The organism is Plesiocystis pacifica SIR-1 (assembly GCF_000170895.1).
Taxonomy (GTDB): domain Bacteria; phylum Myxococcota_A; class Polyangia; order Nannocystales; family Nannocystaceae; genus Plesiocystis; species Plesiocystis pacifica.
The window spans coordinates 1-13364 of sequence record NZ_ABCS01000018.1; the positions used below are offsets into that span (position 1 = coordinate 1).

Here is a 13364-nt window from a genome sequence, read left to right on the forward strand (position 1 = left end):
CTCGTGGCGAGTGGACCGAAGGGGGGGAGGTCGTTCCGCCCAAGGGCGGGCGTGGTGTCGCCAAGGTGCGCCGAGCCGTCTTCAACCTCTGCTTCCGCGCCGGCGAGGCCAGCCGCGGGCGCCTCCTCCAGCCAATCGCTCGAGGGATGTTCTGGCGCCCCTCACACCTCGAGGGAGTCATCGAAGACGCCGTCCACCGCGACAACTACCTCATCTTGGGCGGGCCGATGGCGATCACCTGCCTCGCCGACGCGGTCACCAACATCCTCGATCTCGTCTACGCCTGCATCCACGGCAACTACGCGCTCGCGCTCTCGGACTGGCTCGAGCATCTGAGCGTCAGGCCCTTCGACGCGCGCACATACCCCCCACGACTCGCCATGGGAATGTGGATCATCGCCCATGGTGACGAACTTGAGGCCAGGGGAAGGTTGACCCGCGCTCGCGCCAGCGAGTGGCATCAGCTCAAGCGCCCCCAGACGCTGCCTTCGCCTCCGCCGTGGCCCACCATTCCCGGATCCAGTCGACGGGCTCAGGGTCACGGCTTCAAGGTCAACCCCTTCGTCGCCGAGCGGTTGAACATCCTCCGCGAGTTGCTGACAGGTCAAGTCCCGCCGCGCCCCAAGCCAGATGGTACACCCAAGCCCGCTATCGAAGCGTCCCCCAAGACAGAACTCGCGCAGCCCAACTTTCCCGTGTGGTTGACCGCGGCTGCCTACGAGCGAGGGGGACGCAAGCCGCCCTCCGTGACCCACAATACGACCTACGGCGTAGACCTCGACATGCCGATCCCCAACCTTCCGTCGGCGAAGGGGCGCAACGCGAGCGAGGTGTGGCGGACGTTCGAACTAACAATGACGGCGCTCTCCGAGCCTCGAGCGAACGCCGAGCCGCTCGCCCCCCTCTACGAGATGATCGACCAGATGCGGCTCTCGCTTGCTCGTTCCCAGAGGGTGCGCCCGCAGGACCTGGACTTCCCCTCGTACTACTCCGAGCCCGAGGTCTTCGCCCAGGTCGTGAGTCTCCTACAAGGATTGCTCCTGACCCTACCCAGCAGGCTGTACTTTGCAGATCCTCTGGCCGCACTGGCCGCGGTCGGCTCGGTCTCGGACGCGCTCGGCGGCCCCGAGCATAACGACAGAGTGAGGGTCCACGCGCTCCACTACTCCCTCGAGCTGACCGGCCATCACAATCATGTCCACGTCGACTGGCTTTCGGCCGAGGCGCTCGACGGAGACTTCACCCTCGCCCCCCGCTGGGCTCGCAACCCAGCATTGTGGAAGACGCTGACCAAGAACGAGCGTCGAAGCATCCAAGGTACGCTCGACAATCTCGAGCGCCCCTACTTCATCGCTCGTCGGGCCTCGACTCACGCGGCGGGACAAGCCCTGGACATTCGCGCGCTCAGCAGCCAGCTCGCAACCCAGGCCGATGGGCTGAAGTTTCCCATCGGAGGCGTCGAGGGCATCCGAAACACCGACAACCTCCTGCGTTGGTATCGTCGCTACTTCCGCCGAAGAGGTCGATACGGTTCAGTCGAGTGCCAGCTCCCCCTGACCCGCCCACGCGATGACGAGCAGAGCCCGGACAAGGGGGCCTAGAAGATGCAAAAGTCGGCACCCAGTAGTCTCATGGCCACACCAAGCACACACCTCCTGCTCATTGCCATCGACGCTTACCCCGACCAGCGGGACCAGCTGCGTGGCTGCGCTAACGACATCGTCGCCATCCACGACGCTCTCCTCCCACACCTCGACGCGCGTCGGACCACGACGAGGGTGCTCGCCTCGCCTCACCAGGACACAGACTTCCCACTCACCATCGATGCTCCTGCGACGGCGACCAACATCCGTACGGCTCTGGCCGAGCTCGAGCGCATCGTCGAAGCGGGCGACCGCGTGATCCTTCACTACTCGGGCCACGGCCTCAGGCGCATGTATCGGTCCAAAGGTCACGACCAGGCTCACTACGCAAGTGAGCGTTTGCTGCCCGTCGACTTTCGGACAGATCGCCGCCACGAAATCAGCGATCGAGAGCTCAACACCGCACTCGCTCGGATCTCCGCGCGCTGCCCCAACGTGACCCTCATCCTCGACTGCTGTCACTCCGCGGGGGCCGCCCGCGATCCAGGAGCGGCGGACCCCGAGAGTCGGCCACGCTACGTAGAAGCCGATGAGCTCGTCGAGATGGGCGCACCTGACGAGGTGATTGAGCCAGACTTCGCCCCCGAGCGCGCAGTTGGGGACGGAGAGCTGGCGCTCGCCGCTGCCACAGCGAGCGCCGAGACCAAGGCCGCCCCCCTCGTACTCGCCGCGTGCATGGCTCAAGAGTTGGCCAGAGAAGGTCGGGGCCCCGGAGGCCAAGTGATGGGGAAGCTGACCGAGGCCCTTACGACGGTCCTGGGCGCGCTCTCGAAGGCCGATTTCCAACGTCGCATCTGGCGCGAGCTGTGGCCCAAGATTCTCACCAGGGTCACCGGCCAGCATCCTCGGGTCTACGGACCGAGCGAGCGCCGACTCTTCTCCGTCCACACCGGCGCAGGTGCAGGCGACCTGCTCGTCGAGGCTCAGCCCGCCGCCGCCACCCAGGCCGACACGGTCCAGCGCTTCGATGTCCACTCTGGGCGGCGCTTTGGGATCACCACAGGCACCCGCATCGCAGTCTACGATCCCGAGTCCCAAACCCGCGTGGGCGTCCTCATCGTCGAGCGCAGCGAAGACCACCGCGCCCAGGCCGTGCGCGACCCGGCCGGCCCCGTATTCCCCTTCCCCGAGTTCAGCCGCTGTAGCGTGCTGCGCTACGCTGCGCCCCAGCTCGAGGTCCGCATACTCGGGGAGCTCGACGCCGAAATCCGAGCCAAGCTCGAAGAGGATGGCAACATCGAGTTGGTCGATCCTCGCACGCCGTTGGCCGAAGCCGGCGCCGGCGAGCTCCGCCTCGTCGCCGACCGTGACACTTGGGTGTTGTGGGATGACGACCATGGACCGCCGACGCGAGACATGCCCGAGCTGTTCCGCTGCCAAACGGCGGACATCCCCGCGCTTCTCGCTCACGCCTTGCGCCACCAAGCACCCATTCGCCTGGCTCAACAGTGCAGCGAGCGCGCTGGGCTGCTCACGATGCGCATGCTCGACGCCACGGAGGTCACCACCCCCCAAGACCACGACGGGCCCGAGCTCCCCATAGAGCCCGAGCGGGGCCACTACCGCGTTGCTCATCATCATCCCTTCGTAGTCGAGGTCCGCAACCATACTCTCCGCGAGCTTGAGGTCACGGTCCTCGTGTCCGAGTCGAGCGGCACCGTCCTTCACCTCGATGCCGCGGTGCTCCCCGCCGGGAGCAAGCACCTGTTTTGGCTCAACGGAGAGCTCGGCGCTCCTTTGTGGCTCGACGGGCCCTCGGGGCTCGAGCGCTTTGTCGCCATCGGTACCGAGCGCCGAGAGGCCGATCTCTCCCAACTGGCCACGGCCGAGTCCTTCGCCGAAGCCATCAGCGCCGGCCGGGCTGGGAAGCGCAACGTCGGGGGAGCGCGCAAGCGCGCCTGCAAACAGTCTCCACTCTGGGTCGCCGCCGTGGCAACGATCCACGGGGGGTGACCCTCACCATCCTTGGCCCGAGCGCTCCAGCCATAAGTCATGGCGCGCGATGTGATACGCGGGGGAGCGGAGTCCAGGGGCGATCCCCCCGACGTTGCGCAGCACCTCCCGCGCATCCGCCGGGTCCACGTCTCGGTATCGTGCGATCGCTTTTTGGGTCCAACTCCGCAAATCCACGGGCCCATCGCTGACGACACACAGCACCGTGCCCGGCACCCGCTCCCGTTCCACACCTCGGGGCGACTCGACGCGTACACAGCGGCTCAGTGAGCAACCGAGCTCCGTCCCGTAGACCTTCGGGTCGGCGCCAGGGCTCATGCCCAGCACATAGTCCTCGCCGCTGAGCTCCACGCCCCCCCCGTGGGCCCGGCTCAAGATTGCGATCTGGCCATCTGCGCCAACGAAGAGCACACTCGCGTGCAGGGTGTGCGCGCACCTTCGGCGAATGACGCAGGTCAGACTCTCGCCCGCTTCCAAGAGCGCGCCAGGTTCCAGCACCTCGCCCACGCGCCCATCCCGTACGCGGTGCAAGCTCCACTCATGAGCGTCGCCGAGGCTCTCGGACCAGGGCGGCTGTGCTGGAGCGGCTGCCAACGCAACGACTCGTTGAAGATCACGCAGCGCATGGGCGCGGGCCAGGCGAAGCGCCCCATCGACGAGGTGCGCCGTCAGGCCGTAGACCTGTCGCTTCGACCCCGACAGCTTCCGCGGATCGTCGTAGCGAAGACGCACCACTTCTTCACGGCCTTCGCGTCCCCACACCGCCCAAGGCGTGGACTCGAGCTGCACTCCCTCCTCGGTCCGGCGCAAGGTCGCTATACGATGGACGTCACGGACGGCGCCCTCGCGCTCGTTCAGCTTGAGCTGAGGATAGAGCAACGCACGTTCACGAATGCGCTCGCCCTCGCCATTGTGCCCCTCGAAGCCCACGAGCGCGACCGAGCCCCAGCACACGTCCTTCCCCCCGCGCGCGTACACGGGGACGGCCCGCAAGCCCAAAAGCCGCGTGTCCCCGCTACCGAGCGAGGGCGCAGCGCCGAGCGAGGGCGCAGCGCCGGGATCCAGCTGCAGGCGAGCTTGAGCGCTCGTGACCTCGACGGCAGTCGCGGCCCCAACAGGCCGGATCTGTCGACCGACACAGGCCTCGAGCACGTAGCGGTCTGCTTCTCGGACCCCCGCGAGCCATCCACCACACAGGCGCAAGTGACCTCGCTCCCGCTCGACCTCCATCGAGCCCAGCTCTTCGCGCTCAGCGAGGCCGAAGAGCAAGCGGCGGCAAGGGCCGTCGATGCTGATCCGCTGCTGGGGGTGCCTGCGCGGCGTCATCCGGATCGCCCGGGCGAGGTCTTGCCACGTCGTCCAACCTGCCTCGGCGGCCATCAGCGCCCCGTGCAGGGCTTGGGTGAGGAAGCCGCACGCTCCGGAGCTTCCGCGCCGCGGCACCTCGTAGGCGGACCCACCTGCGTTCGAGGCCAGCAGGCGCACGACATTGGGGTTGGCCTCCGCGTTCTCGCCCTGGAGACGACCTCGCAGCCGCGCCGAGTGGGCGCGCGCGGCCTCAGCCCAGTAGCCTCCGGGAGAGAAGTCGAGGCCCCGCGACCGGGCCCCGCGACCAGTCTGCCAAGCGATGGGCTCGCGAGGTCGCTCCTGCTCACCGACCGACTTGCCCCGGCCGTGGCGGACCAACTGAGCGGCGTGGCAGCAGTCGAAGATCGCCGTCACGTTGACTGTGACCGCAGTCAACTGGGCGAGCGCGAGCGAGAGCTCCATGCTCGTGTAGCCACGAAAGTCATCGACGGAGCCCTCCTCGAAGTCCGCGAGCACCAGGAAGCGCTCGGCCCACGGACCGAGAGCACTCGCGCTGCGGACCATCCTGGTCCGCGCTGGGGGAGGCTCGATCTTCGACCCGTGCCCGGAGTAGTAGATGACGACCACGTCGTCGGGCTGGACGTCCCCGATGAGCTGACTCATCCCATCGACAAGGGCCCTCCGCGTCGCCCGTGGCACCACACAGAGCCCTGCCTCGAAGCCATGCTGCGTCAGGGCCTCGGCCATCAGCTCGAGGTCACCCGCGACGCCGGCGAGATCGGGGGCGGGGGCACCCAGCAACAGCGCGCGCCGGGTAGAGGTCGACTCCTCTTTGCGCGCGTTCATTGGGGTTCCAGGGTGAAGCGGATCTGTCGAACCCAGATCTGAATGGGAGCCGAGAGCTTGGTCAGTGTGCCCACGGGTGCCGCGCGCGACCCAAGCGGGGTTGCGGCATGCTCGTCGTCCAACGCCTCGAGATCGACCAGGTCGAGGCAGTCGAGTTCGAGCTCCGCGCTGCTCACGACGAAGTAGATGGACTCCTCGGTGGGCCGACGCAACACCTCCTCGGCCCAGCTCATCTCAAAGCTATCACCCTCGGGGTTGCCCTTCTCCCACTCCGCGAACAGGTTGATCCCGCCCCGGTTACCGAGCTGAGCGTTGAGACAGCAGGCACGGCCATCGAGTCCCACGTTCACCACACTGACAAAGAGGTGGTTCGCCGGTCGGGCCCGGCGATAGCGAGCCACGAAGCGGATGCTCTGGCCGCTGCGAAGCATCCCGCCGTCCATGAGGGGGCCGGCATCGGTCATCACGGCGAGCTCAACCTCTGGCGGCGGCGGCGGCGCCTCGGCGCACGCGCGAACGAACGCGCGGGCTCGCGTGAGTGCCTCGAGATCGTGGACGACCCAAGGCACCGGGCTGAGGACATCGCCCGCGAGTTCCGCCCTGGGGCTCGAAGGCAGCCAGCGCCGCGCTGCGCCCGTACCCTCTACGCGCAGACGTCCCCGATCGCAGGCCACCCGAAAGGTGGCCCCGTCCGGCTCCACGCTGCGCTTGAGCCAGGGGGAATCGGTGAGCGCTCGGTCGAGCGTCTCGAGCGTGCGCGAGGGCCCAGACAGGGGCTCGAGAGCGACCCTCGACGGCCTGGTGCTGCGCCGCAGCAAGGCAACCGGGCTCTCTCCGGGCTCCAAGGCCACGGTCGCCGAAGGGTCCTCGGCGACCAGGTCCGCGCGCGCGAGCTCGACAGCCCCGACCCGAGCTCCCCCCAAGCGTTGTCCGCGTCCCCGAACGACGAGCTCAAATGCATCCCCCACGTGGATCCCATGGATAGCGCCAGCGAGCAGGCGCAGCTGGCCCTCAGGGCCCACGAGGACGTCGAACTGTCGGCTGAGCTCGACGGTCTCCGTGCCAAAGACCACGCGCCCTCGGGGGCCGATGAGATGTGGGCGCTGGCTCGTTCTCTGGCCCTCGAATTGCGTCTGAAGGCGGATCTCGGGGATCAGCTCGCCCCAGCTCACCCGGTCCCCGCGGTGGCGTCGAAGGGCCCCAACCAGAGCCCGAGTAAAGTCCGCGGCTTGTCCGTTTGGTGGCGTCTCGTAGCTCAGTCGCGCCGCGCTCGTCGCCGCCAAGATCACGGGCTGGCTTCGCTGGACGCCGGAGCCCCCGCTCTCAACCATCGAGTCCTCCGCCAGCCTCGACCAGTCGAGCGCGAGCTCTCCTGGCACGCGAAACTCGTCCGGGATATCGAAGCGCGCGGGGTCGAGGAAACCTCGCCGCCCTTCGTCGGCGAGCCTCGGCATCATCCCGCCCGCGAAGCAGCACTCGAGGATGATGGTCACGTTGCTGCATTTGCGGCTGAGTTGCGTGCCCAACAGGTGGCTCAGCTCGACGTCCAGGACACCTCCGAAGCGATTGTCCTTCGCCGAGTGTCCAGCCTCCGGCACGAGGTAGCGCCACACTCGCTCCGAGCCCGCGAGCCCCGCCAAGGGCCCGTTGAAGCGCGCTACCCCGCCGTGCCCCGTGTAGTAAACCACGACCGTGTCCCCCGGCTGAGTTCGCTCGATGAGCGCAGCCAGCGAGGAGAGGATGGAGGCGCGGGTAGTTGGGCGAGGCGCCACGGCGATTGCCCCCTTCTCGAAGCCGTACTCAAGCAGGCACTGGGTCATCAGCTCCATGTCCGAGTCGATGCCCATGCGGGCGTGGACCGAGGACGCGATCAGCAAGGCGCGCTTGGTCACGACTCAGCTCTTGTCCGGGCCGTCGACCACGGGCTTGATCTCGATGTAGATCTGCTTGGGCTTCTCCTGCGCCGGGTCCGTCGACCCCTGCGGTCGAGCCACGATGTCGAGGGTGTCTCCGATCTCGCCGTCGGTGTAGTCGGAGAACACCTTCCAGACGTGGTTCGAGGCCCGGGTCCAATTGCTGTCCCCCATGAGCTCCCAGGTCGTCCGCGTGGTCCCGTCGTCGTGCACGAAGTCGAACACCTCCACGCGTACGTTGGGGGGGTCGTCCGCTCGGATCTCGAGATTCTCGCCGAGCTCGGTCTCGTCGCGCTTGGTGACGATCTCGAGGGCGCTGGAATTGAATCGCCCGGTCAGCCGGACCGACTTGAGAACAGTGTATTCTGCCGTGGGAGGTTGCGTCGTCATTGCAGCGATCTCGTCGGGAAGTCAGACCAATCGTTCACGCCCAGAGTCTAGAGAGCGCGTGAGCGATGTCTCTGTACCTCGTCAGATGCTAACGTGAACGCTGCGGCATCTCGACCAACGAAGACATCGATGCCGACACGACGCATTCTCGGACGTCGAAGCGGAGCCCGGGGCGCCCCCCTCCGCTCCAAGAGGGGGGAGGATTGGATCCCCGTGAACGAGGACGAGAACGACCAAGCCACAAACCTGCCGACCTACCCGACCCCTGAACCCCCAACGAGTTCGGCGGTCGACGAGTTGCCCATCGACCTCCGCTTCGAGGTCGAGGCGATGCTGGTCGATCTCGATCTCTCCGACTGCGCCGAGCCGTTCCCCGTCGACGAGAGCGGCCGCTTCGAGATCCGGGGCTTGCTCGGTCGAGGTGCCATGGGCGCCGTCTATCGGGCCCACGACAACGAACTCGATCGGACCGTCGCGCTCAAGGTCGTCCAACTCGTCGCCCCTGGCCGCGAGCATCTCCAAGATCGTCTCTTGCAAGAGGCTCGAGCCATCGCCCGCCTGAGTCACCCCAACGTCGTCCACGTCCACGACATCAAACAAGCCTCCACCGGCGAGCGAATCCTCGCTCTAGAGTACATCAACGGGCCGACGGTCCGCAACTGGCAGCGGGGCCGTCCCCTCGACGAAGTCTTGACGGCCTACCTCGGAATCGGGCGCGGGCTCAGCGAGGCCCACGGCGGTGGCGTGATTCACCGGGACTTCAAGCCCGACAACGCGCTGGTCCGAACAGCCGACCAGCGCGTCGTCGTCGTCGACTTCGGGCTCGCCGGGGGTGTGGTGGATGACGCCCGGACGGCCCGGGGGATGCTCTCGCCGATCGAGTCCTCCGGGCTCGGCACCCCCGAGTACATGGCCCCCGAGCAGCACCATCGACCCGCGGACGCCCTGTGTGATCAGTACTCCTTTTGTGTGTCGCTGTGGGAGGCCGTCGACGGCCGCCGTCCCTTCTCCGGCAGGCGCTCGAGCGTCGATGAGGTCCCGCCCGCGCCGCCCGCGATGCCTGCGTGGCTGTACTGGATCTTACGCCGCGGCCTGAGCTGGGAGCCTAGCGATCGCTTCCCGAACATGGCGACCCTCGTCCGCCAGCTCGAGCGCGGGATCGCCCTTCGCCGCTTCTCTCGGTGGGCACTGGTCGTCGCTTCGTTGCTGCTGTGCTCTGCCGGGATCGCTCGGGCTCTCCAGCCGCCTCCTTGTGCAGACGCAGACGCGGTCATGCGCGAGCTGTGGACCCCCGAGACTCGCGCGCGTCTCGACTCCGATCTGCGAGGCCTCGGCGCCCCTTGGGCCCCGCGCGCGGCCGACCATGTCCTTGCCATCCTCGACAACGCGTCGCGACGCTGGTCGTGGGAGGCCGTGCAGCTGTGCGAAGCCGAGCTCGACGAGGGACGCAGCGCCGAGCTCGATCGCCGCCGCGGCTGCCTCGAGCAGTGGAAGGGACACTTTCGCAGCAGCCTCGAGGCCCTGAGCGAGGATCACGCTTCGGCCGAACATCTCGTCGAGCTGCTCGCGCCGGTCGCCGCTGGTGCGGACCTGTGTCAGCTGCCCCCGCCGCCCATCGACGCCGGCATGACCGCGCGCCTCGCCCGGATCGAGTCCCGTGTGGTCCTGCGCGACTTCGCTCGCGCTCGAGACGAGGCCGACGAGGCTGTGCGCCTCGCCCACGGCGCCCCGCCTTGCCTCGAGGGCGGCGCCCACTCGAGCGAGGCCGCCGCGGCAAACTTCGAGCTTGGCTACGCCTCGACCAAACTCGAGCGATGGACCGAAGCGACCGATGTCCTGGCTCTCGCTTCTGAACACGCCCTGGGTTGCCAAGACTGGTCTCGAGCCTTCGACATACGCCTGTACCAGAGCTACGCAGAGATCCACGCCAATCCGACCCAACTGGCCTTAGCCCTCGCACGCCTCGACGACGCCCGGGCGCTCTTGGGCCCGCGGGCCTCCGAAGGCGCAGACAACCTCGACCTCGCCGATCTCGAGCGCATGCGCGGCATCGTGCTCGCCGCCGCGGCCGAGCCCGACTTCGAGGCATCGCGGCGAGCTCTCGCGCGCGCCCGGGTCATGCTCGACCGCCTCGAGGCCCCCTTGTACTACCGTGTCCGAGTCCGTCAAAATCTGGGCTGGGTCGAGCAACTTGCTCGGCGCCACGCCCAGGCCGAGGTCGCCTACGGCCAAGCGCTCAGCTTGCTTGACGCCGAGCTCGGCCCCTCACACCCCGAGAGCCAGGCTTTGCGCGCCCTCGTCGACCTCAACCGAGGGCTAATGGCGCTCCGCGAAGGAGCGTTCGAGGAGGCGGAGCGGGCCTTCACGAACGCCGCCGCCCGAGGGGACCTCGTCGTCGTCGCCAAAGCCTACTCGAGCGCGGTCCAGACGATCACCAAGGCCGGGGAGCCCAAGGCCGCCGTCCCCCTGCTTCGCCACCACCAAGCGTGGTTGGCGGAGCAGATCGATCTGCCCGACGCAGTCCGGGCCGAGTCCCTCTACACGTCGGGTCAAGCTCTGACCCAAGCTAGCCTCAGCGAGGACGGGGGCGTTGAGTCCGAAGAAGACTTCGAACAGGGCCTGGGGTGGCTGCGAGAGGCCGCTCGACTGTGGTCCGGCTCGAGCCCCGTCAACGCCCAAACTGTCCAACTGATCGTCGCCTCGAGCCTCTACGAGGCCATGCGCTACGACGAAGCGAGGGAGGCGCTCGACCTCGTTTCAATGTCGGAACTCCCAGAGGGCCTCGCCAACACTGTTTCCGAGCTCCGAGATTTAATCGACGGCGCAGAGTGAACGATCGGGGCCCAACCCCAACTCCTGTTACTGCCGGACAGTCATCCCATCTCGGGCCGACTCGCCAGCGCAGGAAGATCCGATGCCTCGACGCGCCCCCTCCGAATCTCCCACTCCCTGCGATATCTCCACCGAAGTACTAAGCCTGCGGCTGGTCGGTGCTACGATGTCGCCGATGCAGCTGTCCAAACTCGGCGACATCGAACTCGTCGAGCTGTGGTCCAAGGGCAACCGCGAGGCAGGCAACCGTCTCGTCAAGCGTTACTACGCCGAGGTCACCCGCTACTTCATGAACGCGGTCGATGACGACAATCGCCGCGATCTGACCCAGAGGACCTTCGCCGAGCTGTGCAAGAGCTATCAGCGCTTCAAGGGCGACGCGAGCTTTCGCTCGTACCTATTCGGCATCTCTCGCAACGTGCTCAACGCCTTTCTACGCGAGCGCTACAGGCGGCGTGAGCACTTCGACCCCATGGTCCACACCGTCGAGGATGCGGGTCAGCGCACCCCCTCACGTGCCTTCTCGTCACTCATTCGGCACGAGGCCCTCGTCCATTGTCTGCGTGCGCTCCCAGTAGAGCACAAACAGCTACTCGAGCTCTACTACTGGCACAACTTGACGGCAGACGAACTCGCGGTGGTCTTTGATGTCCCCGCGCCGACCATCCGCACGCGGGTCCACAACCTCAAGCGCCGTCTCAAGTCCAAGATCGCTGAGCACGAACCCACGCTCGCCAACGTCAACATCGAGCAACAGCTGGAGTCGATCCGCCGGTTGCTCGGCTTTGGCCCGAACGCCATGGACCAGCGCCCGCCCCTCGGGGCGCCCAACGACTGAGCGGCCCCTCTGGCCCGCCGCGCGCTTTCGGCTACGACCCCACGACGCACTTCTCGGCCCCCCGACTTCGGAGGCTAAGCCGAGGATAATGCCCAGCTGCGCCAACTTCGAGCCAGCTCCCCCAGGTATGGGCCTCGATGATGAACGATTGACCTCGCCTACCAACTACCCCGGCGCAGACCAAGCTGGACTCGGTCGCGGCCCAATCAAGCATGGACACGAACTATAAGGCATTGCTAATCGGCAACGGTCACTTCGACGACGCCGAGCTCGATGATCTTCGCGGGCCCCTCAACGATCTCGAGGCCCTCGAACTCGCGCTGACCTCCCCGGACACCGGGCTCTTCGCTCCCTCGGCCGTGCAGGTACTCCGCGACCGAGAGCGGCGCGAGGTCGCCCTCGAGGTCGAGCGCTTCTTCGTGAACGCTCGGCGTGACGACACCTTGCTCTTCTACTACTCAGGGCACGGCAAGCTGACCCCTGCGCAGCGCTTTTACTTTTGCGTCCGCGACACGATCAACCGCTTCCTCGAGTCAACGGCCCTCAGTCGAGACACCGTGCTCAGCGCAATCGAGCATTGTCGGAGCGATCGCATCGTCATGGTCCTCGACTGCTGCCACGCAGCCGGCTTCGGCTTCAAGGGCGGCGAGACCCAGGTCCCCTTCGAGCTCCCCAATCGAGGCAGCTACTTCATGTACGCCACGGGCAAGAACTCCGTGGCCCTCGACGCCGAGCTCAGCCCCTTCACTCAGGTCTTTGTCGAGGCCCTCACCCATGCCGGCGGTGACCGGGATCTCGACGGCTACGTCAGCGTCGACGAGATCTATGACTACGCCCAGCGCGAGCTCTTTGTCCGCTTCGATCAAAAGTCGACCAAGAGCGAGGTCGGTGATGTGGCGAGCCTGCCCCTGGTTCGCTCGTCCGCGATGCGAGCGCCCGTCCTCGCCCTGTCCCGCACGTCCATCGAGCTCTTCGACGTAGAGGCGCGCAACACCATCGAGGAGGTCGTGTCCGTCGAGAACCGTGGCGGTGGACAACTCGACTGGAGCGCGCTGAGCCAGGTCAACTGGATCGAGGTCGTCGAAGAGGAGACACAACTACGCCTACAGATCCGGCCCTTGGCCGAGCCCGCCCGAGGCAAAGTCCATATGTTCCAGGACGGTCAGCGGACCAAGCACGTCATCGAGGTGCTCACCCACCCTCCCCGTAGCAGCACGCCGCCCCCTCCGGACCCCGAACCCGGCTCTCAATTGGACCAGACCCCGGTCGTCGAGCCCGAGCCCCCCCGGCTGGTCATCTCGCGTGAGCGCCTCGAGTTCGGCGAGGCCTACTGCGGCAGCCGCAGTCCCGAGATTACCCTGCACTTCGCCAACGCCGGAGGCGGTCAGCTCGAGGTCCGCATCGTCCACTTTCCCAGCTGGCTTCGGATCCGAAGCTCGGGCAACTCCAAGCTCCGGGTCTATGCCCGCCCCAGCCGCGCCGGCCTATGCAAGGGCCGGATCCAGATCGCCAGCAACGGCGGCGACGCGTCGATCCCCGTGTCCGCCGTTGGGCTAGTGTGGCCCGTCCTTGGCTGAAAGTAGTGTGGAAGAATGAGCTCTGAACAACCACTTCGTGTGATCCTCGAGCCTACGGCCGTTG

Annotated in this window: 8 protein-coding genes; 5 read left to right on the forward strand and 3 right to left on the reverse strand. The window is 66.9% G+C overall.

Annotation, left to right across the window (positions count from 1 at the left end; translation table 11 throughout):
• Positions 1-1601 (forward strand): hypothetical protein (locus tag PPSIR1_RS11470; RefSeq protein ID WP_006971216.1); only part of this gene is annotated, 1601 nt, incomplete at its 5' end.
• A 30-nt stretch (positions 1602-1631) separates the two neighbouring features.
• The gene (locus PPSIR1_RS51185; protein WP_006971217.1) at positions 1632-3596 is read left to right on the forward strand and encodes a caspase family protein; all 1965 of its coding nucleotides are present in this window, start codon (positions 1632-1634) and stop codon (positions 3594-3596) included.
• Between the two features lie 3 nt (positions 3597-3599).
• Here PPSIR1_RS51185 and PPSIR1_RS11480 read toward each other — a convergent pair whose 3' ends face one another.
• The 3 genes from PPSIR1_RS11480 to PPSIR1_RS11490 are packed head-to-tail and all read right to left on the reverse strand — an operon-like array spanning position 3600 to position 8053.
• Positions 3600-5750 (reverse strand): caspase family protein, encoded by a 2151-nt coding sequence (locus PPSIR1_RS11480; RefSeq protein WP_006971218.1) that lies wholly within the window; start codon positions 5748-5750, stop codon positions 3600-3602.
• Positions 5747-7642, reverse strand: coding sequence for a caspase family protein (locus tag PPSIR1_RS11485; RefSeq protein WP_006971219.1), 1896 nt, complete (start codon positions 7640-7642; stop codon positions 5747-5749). Before PPSIR1_RS11485 ends, PPSIR1_RS11480 begins: the two co-directional genes overlap by 4 nt.
• Positions 7643-7645: 3 nt before the next feature.
• A complete protein-coding gene (locus PPSIR1_RS11490) occupies positions 7646-8053 on the reverse strand; it encodes a hypothetical protein (RefSeq protein WP_006971220.1) in 408 nt (135 codons plus the stop codon).
• Positions 8054-8266: 213 nt separating this feature from the next.
• Here PPSIR1_RS11490 and PPSIR1_RS11495 point away from each other — a divergent pair, with 213 nt between their 5' ends.
• From PPSIR1_RS11495 to PPSIR1_RS42455, 3 genes are all read left to right on the forward strand, one after another.
• Entirely contained in the window at positions 8267-10885 is a 2619-nt protein-coding gene (locus PPSIR1_RS11495; protein ID WP_006971221.1) for a serine/threonine-protein kinase, read from the forward strand.
• Between the two features lie 175 nt (positions 10886-11060).
• On the forward strand, positions 11061-11723 hold the full coding sequence (locus PPSIR1_RS11500) for an RNA polymerase sigma factor (protein WP_006971222.1): 663 nt from the start codon (positions 11061-11063) through the stop codon (positions 11721-11723).
• 212 nt (positions 11724-11935) lie between these two features.
• Positions 11936-13300, forward strand: a complete 1365-nt coding sequence (locus tag PPSIR1_RS42455) for a caspase family protein (protein WP_086001231.1) — start codon at positions 11936-11938, stop codon at positions 13298-13300.
• The last annotated feature ends 64 nt before the right edge of the window (positions 13301-13364 follow it).